Genomic DNA, 25,690 nt, shown 5'->3' on the forward strand with positions numbered 1-25,690 from the left:
TTATGTTGCATGCTGAAGATCTGGATGCTGATTCAGTTGCAATATTGATATCAATTTGTGATTGAGAGGATACTTTATCCAATTTAACCATGAATACCAATCATTGAGGCTTAAAAATAACCAAAGTTGCGAGCTGGAAAACTAAAAAAGGCCTCATTTGAGGCCTTTAGGGATGTTTACGAGTTAATTAAAACTGATAGTTAGCTGTAATCGCAACATGTCGTCCCGGTTGGGTAAAGTTGCTATCAGGCGTGCCTAATGAGTTCAGTAGGAATTTTGATTGGCTCGCTACGTCAGCATAATCGATATATTCTTTATCTAAGATATTATAGATACCTGCACGCATAGTGAAATTATCGGTTAAATTAACGCCCATAGTTAGGTCTATAACCGCATAACCTGGTGTGTTATAAACGGTATTAAAACTATCACCCGGTAAACACATTCCCATCACGCAGACTTTATCAATTACGATGTCCATATCCGTGGTGCGATCCATTTTATCTGCAAAACGAACCGTGGTTGCAAAGTCAGTTTCAAAGCCCGCGATAGAAGTATAGTAATTGGCACCAACAGTGCCTTTAAATGGGCTGATGGTATTTAAATAATCACCATTTTGATCGGTGCCGTAGGTATAAGATAAGTTACCCCACACCTCAAATGAATCACCAAACCACTGACTGACTTGAGCTTCAAAGCCGTATAGGGTGACATTATCGCGATTATAATAACCATATTGCAGGTTATCAGTATGCTCACCAATAAATGGAATATTGATAACACCCATGCCTAGGAATTGCCAATCAATATAATCTTTAACTTGGCTGTAAAAAGCAGTTAATTCATAGTTAGTATCGCTGTGATTACCACGCACCCCAATTTCAAATGTATGGCTGTATTCGGCTTGTAAATCGTAGTTAGGCTTAATGAGTACATCAAATGGCATACCCGGCTCACGGACGACTAATTCACCCCATTTTTGATCTGGGGTTGGCATCTTGTAACCATAAGTGTACTGACCATAAATACTGACTTCATCAGCAAGGTGGTAAATTACACCAAATTTTGGCGACCAGAAATTGTCACTCATTGGATCAAAATTAGCAGGATCTTGTTCGGCTGTTAAGGTCGATTTATCAGGCGTATTTTTAAAGCTGTCATAACGTAAACCTGCAATTAGGTTAAGTTTGCCATCCATTAAGGTGACATCATCTTGGAAGAATAGGCCTAAGCGTTGGCTCTCTGTGTCAGCAAAAGTAAACGGATAGCTCACTTGCCAGTTGCCTTTCTTGTCTAGTTCAGCATAGCTACGGTGACGCAGCATTTCTGATAACTCAAGATCTAGACCATAAGTAATGCTGTGGCCATAAGTATCACTGCCAATATATTTATTGAAAGTGCTGTTTAAACCTAAACGGGCATCTTCAAACTCATATTTACGAGATTTATCAAAGCTTGCTACTTGGTTTTTATCATAACTGTAGTATTGGCGATCTTCATCTTGGTTGGTTTGGCCAAAATAGAGTACAACACTTAAGTCATCATGCCATGCCGTCGGCTTGTTTGAATTAAGAGTAATGCTGCCATTGAGTACTTCAGTGCCACGTTGTGTATCTAACTGATCTTCAAGTAGGCCTTTTTTATCGTATTCATTTTCGGTACGAGTGAGATCTTGAGAGAGATAATCAAGGCTTAACTGCACATTGGTGTGTTCATTAAAGTGATATTTACTTTTGAACAAAATGCTGTCTTGATTAATATCACTATCAGGTAAGTCATTAGAGAAGTTTTGCGCTTCTTCACCGTCGCGATGTTGATAACTGATTAAGTTTTCAAAATTACCTAATTTATTAGCGGCGGTGAAACCTGCGGTTGCTTCATCGTTAACACCGGTGTAGCCAGCGTTGACAGCAACATAATGATCTTCACCTTGTAGATAGTCTGCTGCATCTTTGGTGCGCATCACGACTACGCCGCCTAGAGCATCAGAACCATACATAGTTGATGCCGCTGCTTTTACGACTTCAACTTGCTTTAAGCTTTGTACTTCAGTCAGGCCGCGACCTGTACCTTCAGCGCCCGGGCCAAGTGGTGATGCATACTGATTATTGACGCGCACACCATCTTTTACCATCATCACGCGGTTGCCACCGATGCCACGAATGGTCACTGTGGTTGGTTTACCCGCACCGCCTTTGATACCGATGGCTGATTCATTTTGGAACAGGCTGCCAAAGTCATTGCTCATATTGCGTGTAATTGCATCTTCATCAATAACCACAATAGAACCTGCTACTTGCTCAAGTTTTTGTTCCATACGATTACCTGATACAACAATAATTTCGGGTTGTTGTTCTGCTAATGTTGGGGCTATTAATGCTGAGCTAATCGCTAATGTAAGTAGACTAAGACGCGCCTGTTTCATGATTTTTCCTATTTCAATCATTGGTAATGATAATGAAAATTATTCTTAGGATGAATATATTGCGGGCAAGTCTAATCAAGCTCTGGCATAAGATCCTTTAGCTAGATCTAAATTTGATTAAATGGAATCGTTATGTTGCGGTAATTGAGGATTGTTTCACGAAATGCAGCAAATTGATGGTGCTGATCACATATTGGCTAAATTTAGTGATCGATAATATATAAAAGCTATTTGAAATTGCAGCGTTCAGTGGAAATATAGCTGCAAAATATTGATTAATGTTTATGGTTATTTTTACATTAAAACTAGAAAATAAAGTAGGTCTAAGCTAGGCCTACTTTAATATGAACTTAATGAATCATGTTGAGCATTTAACGGGCATTTGTTGGGGCTATTAATACTGATTTAGCCAAGCTGTGTTGCAAAATATAATAACCAGCTAAAGCGCCAGAGGCATCTTTAGGGATAGATATTTTGTCAGTATCTAGCGCATAAATAGTGAGATGATATTGGTGCGGCTTAGCGTTAGGGGGAGGGCAAGCACCACCGTAACCAAAGAAGCCGAAATCATTACGGATCATACGCGAGCCTGCGGGGATATTTTTTTGGCTTAAATTACCAGCGTCAGCGGCTAAGGTACGTATAGTTGGCTCGATATTAAGTACTAGCCAATGCCACCATCCACTGCCAGTTGGTGCATCAGGGTCGTATAATGTTATCGCAAAACTTTTGGTGCCTGCTGGTGGATCGGTCCAATTAAGCTCAGGTGAAATATTTTTACCCGTACAACCCCATTGGTTAAATAATTGCTCATTACTAAATGATTGGCCATTGGTAACACTGGGACTGCTGAGGGTAAAGTTTGCAATGGCGGGGCTACTTAGCAATAGACTTATGATGAGAAAAATATTGCGCATAATTAGACTCGGTTGGAAGTGATCCTTTGAGTATAGACTAATCTAAACACCTTATCGTTTTTATGAAAAAGGGCGCAAATGCGCCCTTTTAAAGTGAAGGTAAATGGCTATTAAGCGAGTTGCTCATCCTGTTTTAATTCACGTTCTTTCATTAACTCAGTAAAGCTAGCACGGGCTGCTTGGGCAAGTTCAGAGGCTTCAATCTTACGCTCCTTTGCTTGCATAGCTTCATCTGTTAGCTGCTGCAGTTGATCTTTGATCTCTTCAGGAATATCACCTAATTCGACACCAGACTCACCACGCGCTAGGGCTTCTTTACGTAACTGCTTTTTCAATAGCCAGATATTGTTTAGCGCTTCACGCTCAGCATCTGCAGCTTCAATGGCAACGTCACGTAGCTGTTCAAATTTAGCTAATGCAGTACCTTCTTTACTCCAAGGATCAACATCTGGTAGTTCTTCAATATTGATTACTGGGTCAACATAATCATCTTGATGGCTTAAGTCTAAGGTTGCTGCTTTAACTGCTGAAACCATCAACATTACTGCGATAACCAATAGTGGTAGACCACCGACAATAGCTGCGGTCTGTAGGGTTGCTAAACCACCCATAAATAACAGTACTGAAGGCATAAATGATAACGTGAATGCCCAAAATAGACGGTTCCAACGTAGTGGATCATCGGTAACGTTCTTTTGTACTACTGAGGCTAAAATGTATGAGATAGAGTCAAAGGTTGTTGCGGTAAAAATTAAACATAATAGGGTAAATACTGCGATAACTAGCTTACTAAATGGTAATTCACCCAGTACGGCGAAAATTGCTGTCGTAGCTCCCTCGGCATTTAATACGCCAACCACATCAAGTTGACCGGATAATTGTAGCGATAGGCCGAAGTTACCCAAAATCATAAAGAATAGGAAACAACCAAATGAACCAAAGAAGATTGAGCCCGCGACCATTTGACGAATAGTACGACCGCGTGAGATACGAGCAATAAATAGACCCATACTCGGTGCAAATACTAACCACCATGCCCAGTAGAAGATTGTCCAATCTTGCGGGAAGTGAGTATCAGTAAAGGTACCCATACCACCAAAAGGTTCAGCCCATGTTGCCATCACAAAAAAGTTAGATAGCATACGACCTAACGAATCTAACCCCGTTTCTAGCATAAAGATAGTTGGGCCACAGACTAGTACAAAGGCCAATAATCCCATCGCTCCCCAGAAGTTGATATTACTGAGAACCTTAATGCCTTTTTCCATACCAGCGTATGCTGAGTAAGCAAAAATAGAGGTACAAGCTAATAGAACAAGGATTTGTACACCTGTTGTTTTAGGCACACCGAACAAATTATTAATACCTTCGGTGATCAAGGGAGCCGCTAAACCGAGTGTGGTTGCGCCGCCGCCAAGTAAGCCAAAAATAAACAATACGTCAATGACTTTACCCATTGCACCATGGCTATTCTTTTCACCAATCACTGGCATTAATGCACTAGAGATTTTTAATACTGGCTGTTTACGAACATAGAAGAAGTAGGCGATTGGAATTGCAGGAACAAGGTAAATACACCACGCAATTGGCCCCCAATGGAATACACCATAGGTTGCAGCCCAACGTACAGCTTCTTCACTGCCTGGTTCTAGCTGGAATGGTGGGTTTTGGAAGTAAAACGCCCATTCAATTACCCCCCAATAAAGAATACTGGCACCAATACCACCACAAAATAACATTGCCGCCCATGAAGCGGTATTAAACTCAGGTTTTTCATCTGCATCACCTAACTTGATCTGACCAATGTCAGAGAAGATGATGTAAAGCATAAAGAAGAAAGAGGCAAGGCCCAGTGCTAAATAGAGAAAACCGAGCTTATCAGTCATAAATGATTTAGCGACGGCAATCCATTCTGCGCCTTGCGTTGGAAATAGTATTAGTGGAATAACCACTGAAAATAGCATCGCAAGCGCACCAAAAAAGGTGGGTTTGTCGATGAGGTCAAAATCTTTTTTTATCATTATTGTCAGTCCTTGAATGTAAAACATCCAGTATGAAACGGTTTGATTACAGGTAATAAAATAAGTAAAAATGTACGAATGGCATAAAATATGCGCAACGTTAATTATTCATTAAATTAATATTTTGTTAACTTTATGTCGATTGTAAATTCAAACTATTGGATGATTTTGTGATTCAAATCAATGGGCTGAAACAGTGTGATACAAAGATGCTTGAGGTAGGCTGATATTTGTTAACAAATGCGTTAAATTTCAGCAGTGCTTGGTATAAAAAAGGCTTACTCATAAAGTGAGTAAGCCTTTAAAATTGGTTTATTTAGCAAGATTAAAGCGTTAATTGCTTGCCTTGATATTGGCCGGTTAGGGTATTTAAGAAGGCGGTAATTTTAGCTATTTCATCTTGTGATAAATTGACGCCCACTTGGTATTTTGCCATCTGGGCAACAGCGCCCTCTAAGGTTGCTTCACTCGCATCATGGAAATAAGGTGCCGTTAACGCAATATTACGTAATGTTGGTACTTTAAATTTATGCATGTCGTGCGGATTTTTAGTGAAGTTATAACGGCCATGGTCAACTTCTGTGGTATTACCACGATCTTTAAAGTAATTACCTTGCAGACCTAAGATTTCAAATGATTGACCACCCATTGCTTGGCCCACGTGACAAGTTTGACACTCATATTTCTTGAATAGCGCATAACCTTGCTTTTCTTCACTATTAAGCGCGTTGTCGTTGCCTTTTAAATATTGGTCAAAGCGGCTATTTGGAGTGGTTAATGTTTTCTCAAATTCAGCAATGGCATTGGTAATATTTTTTTCGGTAATACCATCTGGGTAAACTTTAGCAAATTGGCTAACGATCACTGGATCAGTTTCAAGTTTGGTAATGACTTGCTTAAATGAGGTTGAGCCCATTTCTTTCGGGTTAAGTACGGGGCCACCTGCTTGAGCCTGTAGATCTTCTGCGCGACCGTCCCAGAATTGGTGAATATTAAACGCTGAATTAAACACGGTTGGCGCATTAATTGGACCTTTAGCACCACCAATACCTGTTGATGTTTTTAAGCCATCAACCCCGCCTTTATCTAAGCCGTGGCAACTGGCGCAGGTCACTGTATCGTCACCAGATAAACGCACATCGTGATATAACACTGAGCCTAGTGCGACTTTTTCAAGATTAACATTGAATACGGTACTGATTGGTTGAATCGCTTCATTATGGAATTGTGGAGCACTCACTGGCTGAGGGTAGTGACGCGCACGTGCTTGCTTGATCCAGTCAAGTAATGTTTGGCGATTTTCAGCTGATAGGCTTGAGCGCCAGTGTAGGGCTGTATAGCGTGCTGGCGGCATCGTGTTATTACTGATCACCACTTCTAGCTTAGCTAGGTCAACCTCTGATACTGGTTGGTTTTTTGCTAGATTTTTTAAAAGCGGCATAATATCGAAATGGGCTAAACCCATATCCATATCTTGTTTAATCAATTGTTTTGCAACAGGCATTTTGGCATAAAATGGCAGTTGTGCTTGCTGACTATGGCAGTTTTCACAACCGTTGCTTATAAGTAATTGGTAAGTCTGGCGAGCTAATGGCTGCTCTGTTGTGAGTTGTACTGCCATTAATTTGGTTTTAGTTGTTTGTTGATCTTCTTTATCAACTAAAAATACCGTTGTTAAGTAGGCGATTACGCCTACGACAATACCACCAACTGCTAATAACTTTATTTTATGCATCATAATCCCCTAGAAATTTAATGGGCGCACAATATCTATGTTATTAAATCGAGTCCAAACGGAATAATCTAAGGTTTTAACAGGTAAAATCGATGCATTATTTAATTAACAATTATTCTCTAATGTAATCAAATGTTTGATGTTTTTAAGTTGTGGGAGTGTAAATATTAACTTGGCAGAAACGTGAGATTAAGTTGATATGGATCAAATTGATACAAAGGTACCGAAGGCACCTTTGTATCTGAAATTGAATAATTTTTTAATGCAATTTCATTTTTGGACGTACGACACGTAGTAACTTTTCTGCAATAAACAGTGCACCCGTTTTAGCGAGACCATGAATCGCCATTTGGTGCATACGGTATAATGAGATATACATTAAACGGGCAATTTTACCTTCGATAAACATACCGTTTTTACTGAGGTTACCCATTAAGCTACCAACAGTGCTATAGCCTGATAAATTAACTAATGAGCCCCGATCAACATAATGATATTGCTTAAGTGGTCGATGCTCTAAATCGTTGGCAACGTTATGCGCTAACAGTTTTGCCATCTGGTGTGCTGCTTGCGCTCTAGGGGGAACGAAACTACCATCTGCTTGCAAAAATGCGCAACAATCGCCGAATACAAAGATATCATCTTGGTTACGGGCTTTTAAATCACCGCTTACTAAGATTTGATTAGCACGATTTAGTTCCAGACAATCGATATTTTTTAAGAAGTCTGGGGCTTTTACGCCAGCGGCCCAAAGCATCATATCTGCATCAATTAGCTTACCTTCAGAGGTCATAAAGCCTTGCTCTGTCGCTTCACTAATACGAGTGTTTTCAAGCACATTAACACCCAGTTGAGTTAACTCATTTCTGGCTGTGGCACTGAGCTTTTCTGGCAGAGCAGGTAAAATACGCGGACCAGCCTCGATTAAATCAATTTCCAGTTGTACTGCATGGCCGTTGGCTAAACCATACTGTTTTGCCATATGGGCAATATGGAATAGTTCTGCTGATAGCTCAACACCTGTAGCACCGGCACCAACAATCGCAATACGTAGCGGTTGTTCAGATTTTAATTGATGCAGACGGGTGAAGTGGTTCAGTAATTCGTGTTGAAATTCTTGTGCTTGTTTGTGTGAATCTAAAAAGTGACAATATTGCTTCACGCCAGGGGTATTAAAGTCATTACTGACACTGCCAATAGCAAGCACGAGTTTGTCGTAAGATATCGTTCTTTCAGGTAATAATAATTTACCTTCGTTGTCGTTTACTGCTGCTAAAGTAACGGTATGCTGTTCACTATTTAGATCGCAAAATTCACCTAATTCAAAGCGGTAACCATGCTTTACACCGTGAGCAGAATAGATGACACCGTCGAGATCGGCATCGATACTACCTGTTGCTACTTCGTGTAGTAGTGGTTTCCATATGTGGCTACGGTTCTTATCAATTAAAATGATTTCGGCACGTTGCTTTTTACCGAGTTTGTGGCCAAGTTGAGTCGCTAATTCTAAGCCGCCTGCGCCGCCACCAATGATTACAATTTTAGGAATATTTTGCATTTGATCACACTCTAATAAATTTATATTAGTTTTTAAATATATTGAGCCTTTTATTGATCTATGTCATTTAAATATTGTGGTTATTCGCTTAATTAGCATTAATTATTATTAATATTCATCATATCGGATGAAACATTGTTTTAATAAAGTTGATAAATTTGGCTGTATGGGTTGTTTATTTGTCTATTGTTGGTTATTTGTTTTTAATTTGAGTGATGGCGCTTAAAGTAGTTTACATATCGATTGGTTAGCGTAATGCTATTTACTAGATAATTGAGTTAGCTGGGGGTAAGTATGAATTATAACCAATGGCTTAACTTCGATATTAATCAGATCAATATCGATGATGACCGCAAAGTTGAATTATTAGTTGTTGCTAAGCAGCAGACACTTGGAATAAGAATTTTTCTTAGATTTATATTGGCAATTATCTTGATAGGGCTGTTTAAGTCTATACAACTATTTCTAGAAATAGAATTTAGTATGCTAGGGTTACTTGCCAGTTTCGTATTACTTATTTTATTGGCTAATAGAGTGGCTAAATTAATTGATACGATATTGATTAATCGCTCGTTAATATCCCATTTGCAGATGTAATGATTATTTATTATCAAATTTGTTTAATTAATGGCCGCCATACGAGATGAATGGCGGCAATTAAAATTAAGCGTTAACTAAATAATTATTAACTTGATTAATGTAATTAAGCTTTTGTTGTTCATTAATAAAGCTCGCTTCAATAGCGTTTATAGTAAATTGAGCTAACTCTTGTTTAGTGGCTGGGTGTGCATCTGCAACAGCGATAAAGTTATCGGTCATATAACCGCCAAAATAAGCTGGATCATCAGAGTTAATCGTGACTTGTAATCCTTGGCGTAGTAATTCAACGATATTATGGTCTGTCATCTGCTCAAACACCTTGAGCTTGATGTTTGATAATGGGCATACCGTCAATGGCATCTTTGTTTCAATCAACTGTTGCACTAATTGTGCGTCATCAACACAACGTACGCCATGGTCAATGCGTTTCACTTGTAAGTGATTTAATGCCTGATGGATATAATCTGCAGGGCCTTCTTCACCCGCATGGGCAACGGGCAATAGACTAAGCTCAATGGCTTGTTTAAATACTCGTGCGAATTTTTCTGGTGGATTGCCTACTTCAGATGAGTCTAAGCCAACCGCTGCAATTTTATCTAAATGCGGTTTTGCCATCTCTAGTGTTGCAATCGCTGAATCTTCATCTAAGTGGCGTAAGAAACTCATAATAAGCTGGCTACTAATGTTCAGCTCTTTTTGGGCATCAGTTAATGCACGGTGAATGCCGTTGATTACCGTATCAAAAGCGATACCTCGGTCAGTGTGAGTTTGTGGATCAAAGAATATTTCAGTATGGATCACATTGTCTTGCTTACAACGCAATAGATATGCCCAAGTTAAGTCATAAAAATCTTGCTCGTTGATCAATACATTGGCACCTTGATAATATATATCAAGGAAGGATTGTAAGTTTTCAAACTGATAAGCGGCGCGGATAGCATCAACTGAATCGAATGGAATAGCGATATTGTTACGTTGTGCAAGCTCAAACATCAACTCAGGCTCAAGGCTGCCTTCAATGTGGAGGTGAAGCTCGACTTTAGGTAGGTTCTCAATAAATTTTTTCATAGTATGCGATTAATTTTCCATTAATGCCCATCTACTTTGCCGATAATCGATTTTGCATACAAAGAGACAGGCGTAGGCCAACTCTTCGTAATCAGAAATTATTGGTTTCTGGTAGAGACCCCCAAACCATATCATTGGGGTTATACGAAAAAACTTTTGCTAATTAGTTTAAAACTAATAGCGTGCTAATAATATGACACAAGTAGTGTGCTTTAGACAACAAAAAGGGCTGTCAATGACAGCCCCTTATACAGATTTGTGATGCAGTTTATGCTTCTAATTTAGCAAGTTCTGCTTTTTGCTCGTTAAGCTTATCCATATCACGGGTAAACTCAGCTAGCTTAGCACGCTCTTTGTCGATAACGACTGCAGGTGCTTTAGCCACAAAACCTTCATTAGATAACTTACCTTCGATGCGCTTAGCATCTAGTGATAGCTTTTCTAACTGCTTATCAATACGCGCCATTTCAGCAGCAACATCGATTAGACCTGCCATTGGAATTAATAGCTCCATATTGCCCACTAACTGAGTAGTCGACATTGGTGCAGTTTCACCGTCAGCAAGAATCGTCATAGATTCAAGTTTTGCTAGGGTCTTGAAGAAAGGTTGGTTAGCTTCAATACGCGCTTGATCTTCAGCACTTACACTGCGTAGCAATGCATTTAATGGCTTAGATGGGGCGATGTTTAGCTCGGCACGAATATTACGTACAGCAACAATCACCTGCTTAACCCACTCAAGATCTGCCATCGCTTGAGTATCAACTTTGTCAGCTTGATATTCAGGGAATGCAGCGAGCATTAAGGTTTCGCCTTCAACGCCTGCTAATGGCTTAACACGAGTCCAAATGGTCTCAGTGATATATGGCATAATTGGGTGCATTAAGCGTAATAACTGCTCAAGTACGGTCACTAGAGTATGACGGGTACCGCGCATTTGCGCTTCGCTACCATTTTGTAATACTGGCTTAGTTAGCTCTAAGTACCAGTCACAGAATTGGTTCCAAGTGAACTCATATAGCGTGTTAGCCGCTAGGTCGAAACGGTATGCTTCCATATGCTCGTCGAAGGTTTGTACGGTTTGATTGAACAGACCAATAATCCAACGATCAGCCAGTGATAATTCCATATCACCGCCGTTTTGACCGCAATCTTGCTCTTCAGTGTTCATTAACACGTAGCGAGAAGCGTTCCATAGCTTGTTACAGAAACTGCGATAACCGTCTAAACGTTTCATATCCCAGTTAATGTCACGGCCAGTTGAGGCCATTGCAGCAAGGGTAAAGCGCAATGCATCAGTACCGTGTGCTTCAATACCTTCAGCGAACTCTTTACGAGTACTCTTTTCAATCTTAGCGGCAAGCTGTGGCTGCATCATGTTGCCAGTACGCTTGGTCACTAAAGATTCAAGATCAATACCATCAATCATATCTAGTGGGTCAAGCACGTTGCCCTTAGATTTAGACATTTTCTGACCTTGTTCGTCACGGATTAGACCGGTTACGTACACTGTCTTAAATGGTACTTGTGGAGTGCCATCTTCATTTTTGATGAAGTGCATGGTCATCATGATCATACGTGCAACCCAGAAGAAGATGATGTCAAAACCAGTCACCAACACATCAGTTGGGTGGAACATCTTAAGTTCTGGTGTTTGCTGTGGCCAACCTAACGTAGAGAAAGTCCATAATGCAGAGCTGAACCAAGTATCTAGTACGTCATTGTCTTGCTGTAATACCACTGAATCAGCAAGTTTGTGCTTAGCACGTACTTCTGCTTCATTACGGCCTACATAGACTTTGCCTGCTTCATCGTACCAAGCTGGAATACGGTGACCCCACCATAATTGGCGCGAGATACACCAGTCTTGGATATCACGCATCCAAGAGAAGTACATGTTTTCATACTGCTGTGGTACAAACTTAATGGCACCGTTTTCAACAGCTTCAATTGCTGTTTTCGCCATTGGAGCAACAGCAACATACCATTGGTCTGTAAGTAATGGCTCAATGACTACGCCACTACGGTCGCCGTATGGTACTTTTAATGAATGTGGATCAATTTTGCCTAGCAGACCTAATGTGTCTAGCTCTTCAACAATCGCTTTACGCGCAGCAAAACGTTCCATACCTGCGTAACGCTCAGGTAGGCTACCGTCTAATTCGTTGTTGGCTGTACCATCTGTATTTACAACTTCTGCCACGCTACGGATATCCGCATTCATGGTCATGATGTTATACATAGGTAATTGATGACGCTTACCGACTTCATAGTCGTTAAAGTCATGCGCAGGCGTGATTTTTACACAACCTGTACCGAAGTCCATATCCACATAATCGTCAGCCACGATTGGAATTAGGCGGTTGACGATTGGTAGCATAATGAACTTACCAATCAATGATTGATAACGTTCGTCATCTGGGTGTACTGCAACGGCACTGTCACCTAACATGGTTTCAGGACGAGTAGTTGCAATTTCTAGATAGTCTTTGCCATCAGCAGTTAATGCGCCGTTAGCAAGAGGGTAGCGGAAGTGCCACATGTGGCCTTGCTTCTCTTTGTTTTCAACTTCTAGATCTGAAATTGCAGTGTGTAATTTTGGATCCCAGTTTACTAGACGCTTACCACGATAGATTAATTCGTCATCGTATAAACGTACGAATACTTCTTGTACCGCGTCAGATAAACCATCATCCATAGTGAAACGTTCACGATCCCAATCAACTGATGCGCCCATACGGCGTAGCTGACTTGTGATGGTGCCACCAGATTGGTTTTTCCATTCCCATACTTTATCCATAAAGGCGTCACGGCCTAGATCATGGCGACTTTTGCCTTCTTCAGCTTCAAGCTTACGCTCGACTAGCATCTGAGTTGCAATACCCGCATGGTCTGTACCCACTTGCCATAGGGTATTTTTACCCTTCATACGCTGGTAGCGAGTTAAGGTATCCATAATGGTATCTTGGAAGGCATGGCCCATGTGCAAGCTACCCGTCACGTTTGGTGGCGGGATCATGATGCAATAGTTACCTTTAGATTCATCACCGTGAGGCTTAAAGTAGCCTTTTTCTTCCCAGGTCTGATAAAGACTCTGTTCAATAGACTGCGGATTGTATGTTTTTTCCATGGGAGACTGGGTTCTCAAACAAAATTAAGGGGCTTTGTTACTAAATCATGGGTCGTCAATTCGATATTTAATTCTCGATATTGGCGATATCTGTAGCGCGCAATAGCTTTGTGGCTATCATCGCTTGCAACAAAATCGATAATGTGGGCAAAGTTTACCGCAAATTGCGGTGTTTGCTCAGCAAGATTAATCAGTAATTGGCGATTTTTATTGGCACCTAGTGGATCAAAGCCAATTTCAACAGGGGCACCACCTTGAGGTCCTTCACCTTTTAAGTTGTGAGGGACAAAAGATTGTGGCTCAAATTGCCATAAAAGTTCATCAATATTAAGCGCTTGAGATTTATCTTGGCAATGAATATAGATCCATTGACCTTGCACATAGTGCTGCTGTGCCAATTGGCAACCAAGATGATAAACCTCATCTAAGGGAGCCTGCGACTTGGCTGGCGGCATAAGATAAAAAACGGCTTGGCTCATTGTGAACGATAGTTTACTGAACAATCTGTCAATTCTACACTATCAGGGCAGTGTTATACCAATTTTCCTTACTTGCTGACAGTAAACAAATAAGGCGAGTCCGATTGGACTCGCCTTATTAAATTGCTGAGTTAAAACAGGGCGAATTAGTCGCCTTGTTCAACACCAGAGCGGTTGATGACAAACTGAGTTAATAAAGGTACTGGACGACCAGTAGAACCTTTATTGGCACCACTTAACCAAGCCGTACCAGCCACATCAAGATGGGCCCAGTTATACTTCTTAGTAAAGCGTGATAAGAAGCAAGCCGCGGTAATTGAACCACCGGCGCGACCGCCTAAGTTAGTCATGTCAGCAAATGGACTTTCTAACTGATCTTGATACTCATCCCATAATGGTAGACGCCATGCTCGGTCACCACTTTGCTCACCTGCATTTAGCATTTCATGTGCTAATGGGTTATGCGAAGAGAATAGACCTGAAGCGTGCTTACCTAGTGCAATCACACAAGCACCAGTAAGGGTCGCGGTATCAATCACTAGTTCAGGGTCAAAGCGCTCCACGTAAGTTAATACGTCACAAAGCACTAAACGGCCTTCTGCATCAGTATTTAAGACTTCAACAGTTTGACCAGACATAGTGGTTAAAATGTCACCTGGACGATAAGCGTGACTTGATGGCATGTTTTCACAACCTGCAAGTACACCTACTACGTTGATAGGCAATTTCATTTCACAGATGGCTTTCATCGCACCAATAACGCCAGCTGCGCCGCCCATGTCGTATTTCATTTCGTCCATGGCTTCGCCTGGTTTTAATGAAATTCCGCCAGAGTCAAAGGTCAAACCTTTACCAACCAGCACAATTGGCTTTTGCGCGCTGTCAGCAGCACCTTTGTAATCCATTACTGTCATAATAGATTCGTTAGCGCTACCACGGCCAACAGCTAAATAGCTGTTCATGCCTAATTTTTCCATCTGCTCTTCGCCAACAGTGGTTACTGTTAACGTGTCATAAACCTCGCCCATTTGGCGTGCTTGTGACGCTAAATATGCAGGGTTACAAATGTTAGGTGGCATATTGGCAACATCACGACATAGTGATACGCCTTCTGATACCGCATTACCGTGTTCGATAGCACGCTCGCCAACAGTCAGCTCACGACGTGTTGGTACATTAAATACCAGTTTGCGCAGTGGGCGGCGAGTTTCACCCTTACGGGTTTTTAAAGAATCGAAACTATAAAGAGTTGAATTGGTGGTTTCGACTGCTTGACGAACTTTCCAGTAAGTATCACGACCTTTGACATGTAATTCTGTCAAGAAACAAACCGCTTCCATTGAGCCTGTTTCATTTAAGGTGTTGATGGTTTTGGCAATGATCTGCTTATATTGACGCTCGTCTAATTCACGTTCCTTACCACAACCAACAAGCAAAACGCGTTCGCTTAGGACATTGGGTACATGATGTAGCAGTAGCATTTGGCCAGATTTGCCTTCTAGATCGCCACGGCGAAGTAAGTTACTGATGTAACCTTCACTGATTTTATCCAGTTGCTCAGCAATTCCCGAAAGACGACGTGGTTCATAGACGCCAACGACAATACAGGCTGAACGTTGTTTCTCAGGGCTGCCGCTCTTTACACTAAACTCCATGAGCACTCCTAGATTATTAAAGACAAAGTTTTATATTTATTAGATAATGTCTGCTTTAGTCCATTAATGGGCTAAAGTTTCTACCATATTTAGTTATATAGTAGACTGCTTTCGACTATTTTAAAACGTCAAAAGTGCCAGTGGCTGGTCAGAAAACTATCAAAAGTAGACAGTTTACATGAAAGTTTATCTGATACCAGCAAAAAGATAAGTTTAGAGACCGGATCCAGCCTGTGATTATCTTTAGATACTTGATTCGAGATGTAGTAAAAGCTCAAGTAGCAGTACTACTTGTGTTGTTAGCCATTTTTATTAGCCAGCATTTTGTTAGGGTGTTAGCCGATGCTTCTGATGGGGAATTTCCTGCATCTTTGGTAATGACCCTGCTTGGCTTAAATTTACCTGCATTAACCGTGTTAGTGCTGCCGTTAAGTTTGTTTTTAGGGATCTTACTGGCTCATGGCCGCATGTATGCCGAAAACGAAATGGTGGTATTGCATAGTGTCGGTGTCAGTGAATGGTATGTCACCCGAGTCACCTTACTGGTGGCTGTTATCAATATGGTGATTACCGCCGTACTATCAGTCTATGTGGCACCATGGGCTGAAGAACAACAGAATGTGGTGTTAGAAAAAGCCCAATCTGAAGCGGGTTTAGCCGCGCTGGTACAAGGACGCTTTCAAACTAGTCCTGATGGCCGCGCAGTATTATTTGTCGAGCGAATTGGCAAAGATAATCAATTAAAAAAGGTGTTTGTAGCACAACTTCCTGATCCAGAACATGAGTCTGGTTTAACCAATATTGTGGTTGCTAAAGGCGGCAAAGTGGTTGAAAACGCATCAGGCAGTCAACAATTGCAATTAGATGATGGTGTGCGCTATCAAACCGGACCAGATAATAAAGACTACCAAGTGATCCAATTTGGTGGTTATCAAATGCAGATTAAAGAGCAACAAGTGGATGAGCGTCGTCGCAAATTATCTGCGATGCCAATGCATGAAGTGATGAAGCTTAATACGCCGGAAGCGGTGGCTGAATTTAATTGGCGTTTAGCGATTCCGTTAGCTATTCCATTGATGACGCTAATTGCTGTGCCATTAGCACGGGTTAATGTACGGCAGGGTAAATTTGCCAAAATGTTCCCTGCTATTTTGTTATACCTAGGCTATTTCGGCTTAATGGTGGCAGGGCGCAAAGCGCTAGAAGATGGTGTGATACCACTGTATTTAGGCATGTGGTGGATCCATGCGTTAGCCTTCATTATTGGTATTTTCTTGTTGGCAAAAGGTCGACCGCTAGGAACCAAGTTTTTTGCATTGTTTAAACGAAAGAGGGCAATAGCATGAAGATCTTAGATTTTTATATTGCCCGAGTATTGCTGAGCACATCTGCGTTATGCCTGCTTATTTTAACGGGTCTATCAGGTATCATTAAGTGGGTGGATCAGCTGCGAGTTGTGGGTCGTGGTAGCTATAGCATGATGGACGCAGGTATTTATGTACTGTTTCTCGTCCCACGTGATATTGAAATGTTTTTCCCAATGGCGGTGCTGTTAGGTGCGCTGATTGGGATGGGAATGCTAGCCTCTAATTCTGAATTAGTGGTAATGCAAGCATCGGGTTTATCGCGTTTACAAATTACCTTATCAGCATTAAAAACCGCGATTCCATTAATGCTAATGGTGATGGCGTTAGGTGAGTGGGTTGCCCCTGTGGCAGAGCATAAGGCTTATGAAGTCAAAGCTACACAAGTTTATGGTGGCAGTGTGATTAGCTCACACCGCGGTGTATGGGCTCGTGATGGCGAATATTTTGTTAATATTGGACAAGTGATTAATAACGATACCCTTGCCGATGTGACCTTATATCAGTTTGATGATGAGTTGCAGTTAAATGCCGTTATTCATGGTCAGCAGGCCAAGTTTAGTCAAAATTTATGGCATTTATATGATGTAAAAGAGACTAAGATCACCCCTGAACGTATTGATATTACTAAGCTTAATGAGTTTAATTGGCAGACGACATTGACTCCTGACAAGCTCAATGTGGTGTCGGTTAAGCCGGAAGCATTATCTATATCGGGCTTGGTTAACTATCTAGATTATTTGAAAGTGAACAACCAAGATACCAGTCGTTATGAGTTAGCACTGTGGCGTAAGATTATGCAGCCAGTGACGATTGCTGTGATGATGTTGGTGGCGTTATCGTTTGTGTTTGGGCCATTACGTACAGTCACCATGGGTGCGCGCGTATTGTTAGGTGTGGTTGCGGGTTTCAGCTTCTATATTTGTAATGAAATCTTTGGGCCGATGAGCATGGTATATAACTTACCGCCAGCGGTTGGAGCGGTGATGCCAAGTATATTGTTTACTGGGGTTGCGCTTTACTTTATCCGGCGCTGATAGCGGATATTGTTATCTAATAAAAACCACTGAAATTTCAGTGGTTTTTTATTAGATAAAATTTGTGTTGCTAGTTTAAGCACCATGCCAATTGCGCATCTTATTGGCTTCTACTGATAACACCACCACTTCAGAACGTGTCATATCATCTTGTAGTGCTAACTTATCGCCATTAAGTAAAATACGTAGATTACCTAAACCCAGTAGTGACCACACCAATCTTGCCGCTGCAGTAACAAAACTTAAATTTTGGCCATTAGGATGTTGCACCTTTAAACGCCAAGCACGCATACCTAATGTTTGCCCACCTCTACTCCAAAAAGTAATGTAAAAGAGGCTAACACACAGCATAATCCAGCCTTGATAACAGGCTTTATATAACGCAGTGTCGTTTAATAATACCGCCATATCAACTTGATATGGATTATTGATTAAGCCAAATTTTACCATGGCAGTAAATAAGCCAAAGCCGATTGCACCGGCAAACATATAGACCGCAATCGCTAATAACGAGTCATAAATCATGGCGCCTAGACGCCTTAAAAAACTTGCTCGAGGAAAGTTGGCATGTTCGCTATTGATCATTTGGCATCCTTACTCAATCGATCTTAAGTTATTCTTGTTCTTCTTCGCGGACAAAATGGATATTACTAAACCCCATTCGTGCAAATTCATTAAAGCGGAAATCTTTAACTGCTTTATTGCCTTTTGATGTCATGGCAACTTGTTGTTCCATGATTAAAAAGCGCGTTAAATCGATCCCTTCCGCTGCTGCAACAGCTTCAAACATATCGTGGAATTTATCATAGGCAAAGTTAATAACTTTGGCTTTACCTTTGTATTGGTATGCAACTTGGCGTGCCATATTGATTCTCTAATTGAGCAAATTGGCGCTTATTCTAAAGTTTTTTTTACGCTTGGGTAAGGGTTAACTGCATATAAACCGCATCATCGGTATAACAGCGTAAACATTTATCAATGGCGACAATTTCAAAACCAAACTTTTGCCAATATTTATCAGCACCTTGTACTGCGATAAGGGCCATTTTGTGATAACCCAATTGTTGTGCTAATTGGAATAAGTGTTGAATTGCAAAACTGCCTGCGCCTAGCCCTCTTGCTTTGGCTGAAATAGCCATATCGTGAAGATACAGGCAATCAGGACTCGCATGCGCAATAATGACCTGATCGAGTGCGGGAGGGTGCATGCTTTGCCAAGGATGAGCTAAACAGTAACCAACAATTTGTTGATTATGTTCAATTACAAAGCAGGAATCATCGATAATATTAGCTTTGCTTTGTAGTACTTCAAGCCTTTCAGGCTCAAAATCTTGATAGCACTCCGCTTGGATATCTAAAATGGTCGACCAGTCTTGTGGTTGGATTGGACGTTGCAATAACATAAAAAATAATGGTTAAATAGAGAATTATTTAACCATTATATCAAATTAGCAGCAGTAACTTTGTTTCAAATAGTTACTAGTCAATATAACGTTGAGTCAAATGACGTTTAAAAAAGTCGCTATTAAGTGTCTGTCCCGTGGCTTGGGTAAGTAGTTCATCGGTGCTAAATAGCGATGCTTTTGACCAGATGTTATCGCGTAGGAAACCGACAATTTTATCTAATTGATTATTGGCCAATAGATCGTCAATTGAACTACCTAATTGTTGTTCTAAGGCAAAACGTAATTGCGCTGCATACATGGCACCTAATGAATAAGAGGGGAAATATCCTAGCTCACCAAAGGTCCAATGAATATCCTGCATGCAGCCATCTTTATAGTTGCCTTTAGTTGAAATCCCCAATAATTGTTGCATTTGCTGATCCCAAAAATCGGGTAAATCTGCCACTTGCAGGCTGCCATCTAACATTGCTTTTTCAGCTCTAAAGCGCAACATAATATGGCAAGGGTAAGAGACTTCATCAGCGGCAATACGGATCAGTCCTGGTTTTACTCGGGTAAAGTGTTGTCGCAGTGCTTGGCTACTAAAGTTGACATTGAGATGCTGATTAATCAAAGGTTCAAATTGATTCAATAAACCTTTACTCGCACCTAGTTGCATTTCAAAAAATAAACTTTGGCTTTCATGTACCGCCATTGAACGCGCCATACCTGCCGGTTGACCATACCAAGCTTTTGGTAATCCTTGTTCATATAAGGCATGACCCGTTTCGTGAATAACCCCCAACAGGCCTTGGCTGAAATCTTGTGGTTCAAATTTAGTTGTTAACCGAATATCACCTGTAACGCCACCACAAAATGGGTGGATGCTGGTATCAACTCGGCCCTGATTAAAGTCGAATCCAAGCTGAGTCATTACCGCTTTGGCCAATTCAAATTGTTGTTCTGCTGGGTAATGACCACTTAAATCTGGCTGTGATAGGCCTGCTTGCTTGTCTGTTATCGTTTGGATTAGGTCGGGTAACCAAGTTTGTAATTGGTTAAAAATATCATCAAGTTGCGCAGTGCCCATTCCTGGTTCAAACTTATTTAATAACGCATCATATGGACTTATTCCCAATGCTTCACTGCGAATTTGTGCTTCTTGTTTGGTGAGTTCGATAATATTTTCTAGATTAGGTTTAAAACCTTGCCAATCATTTTCTTGTCTTTGTTGGCGCCATGCGTGTTCACAGGCAAAACAGGCTTGAGTTTTAGCTTCAACAAGATCTGCAGGTATCATTGTTGCTTGTTGGTAATGGTAATTAATTTCTCGCAAATTGGCCGTTTGTTCTATGTTTAATTCTTGCTGCTTAGCGGCATCAATCCAGTCAGCAATTTGTGGTGCTGTTTTTAGTTGATGAATATGACCTGCTAATGTTGCCATCGCATCAGCCCGGCCAGAGCTACCACCATCCGGCATCATAGTCGCCATATCCCAATCTCCAAGGGCGCTAAAATGTTCGAAATGGTAGATACGCTTGAAGTGTTCTGTTAGTCGTTGGTATGGGGTCATTTAAACAGCCTCGCTATAAGAGAATATCAGCATATTATCATGAGCTTAGTATTAAATGTAACGTATCCCAAATGGGCTATTGACAGTTGCTATTGATATGTTGCATTTTGGTTGTAAGATTATTATGGGGGCAAGGTAAATGCTAGAGTCATTTTTTCTTTTGCCGCAAAATGGCATCTACAATATGGCATTGATACTTGTCGTCGTGTTGGCTATAACCGAAGGTGCCGGCATATTACTTGGGTTTAGTATTTTAACCCAAGACAACTCGGTGCAGCCTAAACGCCCTAATAAGGGCATATATATTCTGCTTAATTGGTTGTGTATTACCCGTTTGCCCCTGATGATTTGGTTGGTACTATTTCTAATCTGTTTTGGTTTATCTGGTTGGATGATTAACTTTTTAAGCATTGAGCACAGTTACCACAGCATGGTGTTATGGCAATCACTATTAGTGAGTTTATTGATTGGTTTGTATGGCTGTCATTTTTTAGGTAATCAGCTATCTACTATTTTGCCTAAAGCTGAGGCGACTGATTTTGAGGTCGATGAGTTAGCAGGGGAAATTGCGACTACGACCATTGGTTGTGCTAAACGAGGTGAACCATCAGAAGCAGTTGTGCAAGATAAATTTAATCAGATGCACCTATTATTAGTTGAACCTGAAGATGAGCTGCAACAAATAAAAGCAGGGACACAAGTGTTGTTATTAAGTCGCCATCAAGGTGTCTGGTTGGTGGTAGAGTGGCAACCGACACCTTAATTTATTACCTTATTCGGCTAATAAGGCCAGTTTTAATAACTGGTTATAAGGCTTAATAATGTAACGTTTATGATGTTTAATTAAGCTGGCTTTTTTATTGCCTTGTCCTAACATTAGACCATGTTTAAAGGCGATATTGGCTAATTCAACTTCATTGGCGCGAATATATAGGTAAAGCGGTTTGACTAACTCATCACCGTCAATTGCGGCTTGATATTCATCACAGCTAATCACTAAGCTACTTAACCCATCACCATCTAATTTTAATTTGCCTGTCAGTTCAGTATCAGTAAAAACTAACCATTGCTGCGCTTGCAGTTCGGTTAACATTTGCTGTAACTTTGCCGCTAAACCCGTGCCGTTATCTAGTTGTTGATACTGACTTTGTACACGAGTAAGTTGTTGTTTTAAATTCGCATTAACGCCTAAGCTGCGGCCTTGGCGTACCCAAAAAGTTAGGTCGTCTGCGACTGATTTATTAAAGCGCTTCTCTTTTAAAGATTGTGCCATCCAGCTGCAAAGGAAATGACTTTCAGCAGTAGGTGTTTGCAATGCGGTATTTTTGGTTTGAGCTGCGCTGAGTGCTGCTAAGCCTTCAGTTGCTACATTTAGAATAGATTGGTTATAAGTCAGTTCAGTCATGATTATTATTCTTTGAGTGTTGATATACTAAAAAAGGCGCCGTAGCGCCTTTTTATAACTTAACATCGGCTTAGATTATTTAAGTTTCTTGTAGGTAACGCCTTTCTTACCGACAGTCACACGGCGGCCAGCCATATTTCTTTCTGCGGTAACCTGCTCACCAGCATTGTCTTCACGTGGCTGCTTTTTAGCAAAGCTACGACGCTTTTGAAGTTGCTTTAATAATAGATCACGACTACTCACTTCGTAACCTGGTAGCTCAATACGCTTTAGCTTTTGACCAATCAGTTTTTCGATATCTCGTAGTGTACGCTCTTCTTCACGACTCACAAATGAGATGGCAACACCGGTTTTACCTGCACGACCTGTACGACCAATACGGTGTACATAATCTTCTGCTAAGAAAGGTAAATCGTAGTTTACCACGTACTCTAAATCTTGAATGTCGATACCACGTGCAGCAACTTCTGTTGCAACCAATGCGCGAACTTTTCCTTCTTTAAAGTCACGTAGTGCACGGCGACGGCTGCCTTGGGCTTTTTCACTATGTACTACAGCAGCTGGGATACCATCAAGGTTAAGCTCTTTTACGAGTTGATCGGCCGCATCTCGTGTTGCAGTAAAGACTAACACTTGTTGCCAGTTCTTTTTACCAATCAATTCTGATAATAGTTCATGTTTACGGCGTTGCTCTACAGGGTAAACCACTTGGCTAACGGTATTCGCAGTTGTGTTTTGCTTATCCGCACTGATGATCTTTGGTTTGTTCATCATGTCATTAGCAAGTTTACGTACAGGCCCTGAGAAGGTCGCTGAAAACATCATGTTCTGGCGATTTTTGTTTACGCTAGCAAGAATTTTTTGAATATCAGCAATAAAGCCCATATCAAGCATACGGTCCGCTTCGTCTAGCACTAAAAATTCAACGTTAGCTAGACTTAAATTACAAGCGGTTAAATGTTCTTGTAAACGGCCAGGGGTGGCAACAATAATGTCAGTGCCACGCTTAAGCTTTTGCGCTTGGGTATCCATTTTGCCACCGCCAAATAAAGTTAATACTTTAGTTGAGGTATATTTTGCGTAAGCTTTAATGTTGTCGCCAATTTGCTCAGCAAGTTCACGAGTTGGCGTAAGAATTAATGCACGTACTTGTGAATTCTCAGTCTTGCTCGGATTGTCGAACATTTTTTGTAAAATTGGCAGCGAGAATGCAGCTGTTTTACCTGTACCCGTTTGCGCGCTAGCCAGTACATCTTGGCCACGGCGAACGACAGGTATTGCTTGCTGCTGAATGGGTGTCATGGTTTGGTAACCACATTCAGAGACTGCGCGTAAAATCTCAGGGGCAAAACTAAAAGATTCAAATCTCATCAGGTGATCCTATCTAAAACCAATGAAGTAAATATAAAAACGATAGTCAATTTTGTAGTGATTTACCACTACTCAAAAATCGAGCGCGGAAGTATAGCAAAGATATTGATATTTGCTGAATTTATTATGTGCTTTTATCCGTAAAAGGCCAGAATTAACAATATAAAGTCGTTAACTTGAATAGCCTAATATCGCCGACTAGTATTAATAATCTTACATCCGTGTTGTGGTAAGCGTTATGGAACTAATAGATAAAAGACTGTTATTTACGTCATCAGAACCTTAACTATAATGATGATTTAACGGTTCAGTACATCAATGATTTTAAAGTTGTTTTTTAAATTGATAGTAAGGAATTGTATGATGAAAAGTCACTTAACGTTAACAAAGGTCGGCATCTTCGTGCTGTCATCTTTGGCGCTTAGCGCATGTACCTCTACTGCAGATTTTGATCACGAAAAAGCACAGTTAAAGCAACAAGAGCAAGACCTAATGCTGCGTGAGAAAGCATTTGCAGAGCAGCAAGCTAAAGCGGCAGCTAATGCTGCTAACGCCGACAAAACCGTTGAATCCCCTTTATTACCCCCTCATGCCAAACCGGGGGAATGTTACGCAAGGCTTTGGGTGGATCCCGTTTACCGAACTCGAAGTGAGCAAGTATTAGCTAAGTCTGCATCTACTCATGTTGAGGTGCTGCCAGCGAAATATGAAACAGTTCAAGAGCAAGTCTTAGTATCAGAAGCATCATCAAAGTTAATTCCTATTCCAGCTAAATATGGGACTAAACAGGAGCGAGTTTTAGTGTCTGAATCACATCGCTCATGGCATATTAGACCCGATATGACATCGCCGAAAGCGAGTCAAGACTTGCTAGATAAAGCGCAACAATACGGTGTTAATCTTGATGGTACTCGTCCGGGCACTTGTTATCATGAACATTTTAGACCGGCTAAATATGGCCATGAAGATGAACAAGTATTATTAAGTGAAGCCAGTGAAACTATCACCACGACCCCAGCTAAATATCGAATGGTCGACAAACGAGTGTTAGTTAAAGAGGCCTCTTCACGATTAGTTGAAATTCCCGCTGAGTTTGAAACGGTATCAGAACAAGTAATAGATAAACCGGCTCATCAAATATGGAAAAAAGGTAAGGGGCCGATTCAACGCATCGATAGCTCAACAGGCGAAATTATGTGTTTGGTTGATGTGCCTGCAACCTATAAGACCATTACCAAACGAGTATTAAAAACCCCTGCAACTACTCGTGAAATCGAAATTCCTGCCGTTTATAAAACCGTGAAAGTACAAGAGCAGATTGCTGCGCCTAAAGAAACGCGTACAACCATTCCGGCTAAATATGGCTCGGTAAGTAAACAGGTTAAGCTAAGTGATGGCGAGTTTGTCTGGCATGAGGTGCATGACCGTAGTTTGTCGAAACATTCACGTACGGGTAATGAAATCTGTTTAGTGGAAGTGCCAGCTAAATATAAAACCGTTAATGTGAAAACCGTGATGACACCGGCAAGTTATAAGACAGTAGATATTCCTGCCGCATATAAAACCGTATCAGTGCAGAAGTTAGTGACGCCAGCTAAAGAGTTAACTACAGATATTCCTGCTCAATATAAAACGGTCACTTCTGAGGAGCTAGTTAAAGAAGGATATATGGAGTGGCGTTCAATTTTATGTGAAACCAATATGACTCGTAGCCGCATTATGGATATTCAACGCGCACTACAGTCTCGCGGTTATAATCCGGGTAAAATCGATGGTGTTGTCGGTGTGGATACTATGATGGCGGTGAATAAATTCCAGCGTGATAATGACTTACCTGTCGATGAGTTATTGAATATTGCCACCATTAAGAAATTAGGTGTGTCGCCTAAATAACCCTAATTTGTTTTATTGGCAACAAAAAAGCGGTATTACTCAGGTAATACCGCTTTTTATATCGATGATGCAAT

Annotated in this window: 20 protein-coding genes and 1 riboswitch; of the genes, 5 read left to right on the plus strand and 15 right to left on the minus strand. The window is 40.9% G+C overall.

Annotated elements, in window-relative coordinates; genetic code table 11:
- Positions 1-187: 187 nt before the first annotated feature.
- The 5 genes from JCM15074_RS01035 to JCM15074_RS01055 form a co-directional block, all read right to left on the minus strand.
- Positions 188-2,425, minus strand: coding sequence for a TonB-dependent hemoglobin/transferrin/lactoferrin family receptor (locus tag JCM15074_RS01035; protein ID WP_025819440.1), 2,238 nt, complete (start codon positions 2,423-2,425; stop codon positions 188-190).
- A 371-nt stretch (positions 2,426-2,796) separates the two neighbouring features.
- The gene (locus JCM15074_RS01040; RefSeq protein WP_037468790.1) at positions 2,797-3,342 is read right to left on the minus strand and encodes a YbhB/YbcL family Raf kinase inhibitor-like protein; all 546 of its coding nucleotides are present in this window, start codon (positions 3,340-3,342) and stop codon (positions 2,797-2,799) included.
- A gap of 110 nt (positions 3,343-3,452) precedes the next feature.
- Complete coding sequence (locus tag JCM15074_RS01045; RefSeq protein ID WP_025819442.1) at positions 3,453-5,360, minus strand: BCCT family transporter; 1,908 nt, start codon at positions 5,358-5,360, stop codon at positions 3,453-3,455.
- 328 nt (positions 5,361-5,688) lie between these two features.
- Positions 5,689-7,101, minus strand: a complete 1,413-nt coding sequence (locus JCM15074_RS01050) for a cytochrome c peroxidase (protein WP_199899760.1) — start codon at positions 7,099-7,101, stop codon at positions 5,689-5,691.
- A gap of 256 nt (positions 7,102-7,357) precedes the next feature.
- Complete coding sequence (locus tag JCM15074_RS01055) at positions 7,358-8,656, minus strand: NAD(P)/FAD-dependent oxidoreductase (RefSeq protein ID WP_025819444.1); 1,299 nt, start codon at positions 8,654-8,656, stop codon at positions 7,358-7,360.
- Positions 8,657-8,950: 294 nt separating this feature from the next.
- Here JCM15074_RS01055 and JCM15074_RS01065 point away from each other — a divergent pair, with 294 nt between their 5' ends.
- Entirely contained in the window at positions 8,951-9,253 is a 303-nt protein-coding gene (locus JCM15074_RS01065; protein ID WP_025819445.1) for a hypothetical protein, read from the plus strand.
- A gap of 66 nt (positions 9,254-9,319) precedes the next feature.
- Here the strand turns inward: JCM15074_RS01065 and JCM15074_RS01070 are convergent, their stop codons facing one another.
- The 4 genes from JCM15074_RS01070 to pepA all read right to left on the minus strand — a co-directional run bounded on the left by JCM15074_RS01070 (position 9,320) and on the right by pepA (position 15,588).
- Entirely contained in the window at positions 9,320-10,324 is a 1,005-nt protein-coding gene (locus JCM15074_RS01070) for an adenosine deaminase (protein WP_025819446.1), read from the minus strand.
- A gap of 68 nt (positions 10,325-10,392) precedes the next feature.
- Positions 10,393-10,492, minus strand: a riboswitch (purine riboswitch).
- Between the two features lie 100 nt (positions 10,493-10,592).
- Complete coding sequence (locus JCM15074_RS01075; RefSeq protein ID WP_025819447.1) at positions 10,593-13,454, minus strand: valine--tRNA ligase; 2,862 nt, start codon at positions 13,452-13,454, stop codon at positions 10,593-10,595.
- Between the two features lie 14 nt (positions 13,455-13,468).
- The gene (locus JCM15074_RS01080) at positions 13,469-13,933 is read right to left on the minus strand and encodes a DNA polymerase III subunit chi (RefSeq protein WP_025819448.1); all 465 of its coding nucleotides are present in this window, start codon (positions 13,931-13,933) and stop codon (positions 13,469-13,471) included.
- 146 nt (positions 13,934-14,079) lie between these two features.
- The gene (pepA, locus tag JCM15074_RS01085) at positions 14,080-15,588 is read right to left on the minus strand and encodes a leucyl aminopeptidase (RefSeq protein ID WP_025819449.1); all 1,509 of its coding nucleotides are present in this window, start codon (positions 15,586-15,588) and stop codon (positions 14,080-14,082) included.
- A 233-nt stretch (positions 15,589-15,821) separates the two neighbouring features.
- Here pepA and lptF point away from each other — a divergent pair, with 233 nt between their 5' ends.
- Both lptF and lptG read left to right on the plus strand, forming a co-directional pair.
- Positions 15,822-16,934 (plus strand): LPS export ABC transporter permease LptF, encoded by a 1,113-nt coding sequence (lptF, locus tag JCM15074_RS01090; protein WP_025819450.1) that lies wholly within the window; start codon positions 15,822-15,824, stop codon positions 16,932-16,934.
- Positions 16,931-17,989, plus strand: a complete 1,059-nt coding sequence (lptG, locus tag JCM15074_RS01095) for an LPS export ABC transporter permease LptG (RefSeq protein ID WP_025819451.1) — start codon at positions 16,931-16,933, stop codon at positions 17,987-17,989. The genes lptF and lptG overlap by 4 nt, the downstream gene beginning before the upstream one ends.
- Before the next feature lie 75 nt (positions 17,990-18,064).
- Here lptG and JCM15074_RS01100 read toward each other — a convergent pair whose 3' ends face one another.
- The 4 genes from JCM15074_RS01100 to JCM15074_RS01115 all read right to left on the minus strand — a co-directional run bounded on the left by JCM15074_RS01100 (position 18,065) and on the right by JCM15074_RS01115 (position 20,947).
- The gene (locus tag JCM15074_RS01100) at positions 18,065-18,574 is read right to left on the minus strand and encodes an RDD family protein (protein WP_025819452.1); all 510 of its coding nucleotides are present in this window, start codon (positions 18,572-18,574) and stop codon (positions 18,065-18,067) included.
- A gap of 28 nt (positions 18,575-18,602) precedes the next feature.
- Positions 18,603-18,854: a DUF2960 domain-containing protein gene (locus JCM15074_RS01105; protein WP_025819453.1), complete on the minus strand. Its 252-nt coding sequence runs from the start codon at positions 18,852-18,854 to the stop codon at positions 18,603-18,605.
- A 46-nt stretch (positions 18,855-18,900) separates the two neighbouring features.
- Positions 18,901-19,392, minus strand: a complete 492-nt coding sequence (locus JCM15074_RS01110) for a GNAT family N-acetyltransferase (RefSeq protein WP_025819454.1) — start codon at positions 19,390-19,392, stop codon at positions 18,901-18,903.
- A gap of 76 nt (positions 19,393-19,468) precedes the next feature.
- Positions 19,469-20,947 carry a carboxypeptidase M32 gene (locus tag JCM15074_RS01115; RefSeq protein ID WP_025819455.1) on the minus strand — a complete coding sequence of 493 codons (1,479 nt, stop codon included), beginning with the start codon at positions 20,945-20,947 and terminating at the stop codon, positions 19,469-19,471.
- Between the two features lie 139 nt (positions 20,948-21,086).
- Here JCM15074_RS01115 and JCM15074_RS01120 point away from each other — a divergent pair, with 139 nt between their 5' ends.
- Complete coding sequence (locus JCM15074_RS01120) at positions 21,087-21,710, plus strand: OB-fold-containig protein (RefSeq protein WP_084266924.1); 624 nt, start codon at positions 21,087-21,089, stop codon at positions 21,708-21,710.
- Positions 21,711-21,719: 9 nt separating this feature from the next.
- Here JCM15074_RS01120 and JCM15074_RS01125 read toward each other — a convergent pair whose 3' ends face one another.
- Together JCM15074_RS01125 and JCM15074_RS01130 are read right to left on the minus strand one after the other, a co-directional pair.
- Entirely contained in the window at positions 21,720-22,352 is a 633-nt protein-coding gene (locus JCM15074_RS01125) for a DUF2913 family protein (RefSeq protein WP_025819457.1), read from the minus strand.
- 75 nt (positions 22,353-22,427) lie between these two features.
- The gene (locus JCM15074_RS01130) at positions 22,428-23,723 is read right to left on the minus strand and encodes a DEAD/DEAH box helicase (protein ID WP_025819459.1); all 1,296 of its coding nucleotides are present in this window, start codon (positions 23,721-23,723) and stop codon (positions 22,428-22,430) included.
- Positions 23,724-24,083: 360 nt separating this feature from the next.
- On the opposite strand from JCM15074_RS01130, the gene JCM15074_RS20345 reads away from it, so the two are divergent.
- Entirely contained in the window at positions 24,084-25,616 is a 1,533-nt protein-coding gene (locus JCM15074_RS20345) for a peptidoglycan-binding domain-containing protein (protein WP_199899761.1), read from the plus strand.
- Positions 25,617-25,690 lie beyond the last annotated feature (74 nt).

The sequence above is a fragment of the Shewanella marina JCM 15074 genome (assembly GCF_000614975.1).
In the GTDB taxonomy this organism is placed as follows: Bacteria; Pseudomonadota; Gammaproteobacteria; order Enterobacterales; family Shewanellaceae; genus Shewanella; species Shewanella marina.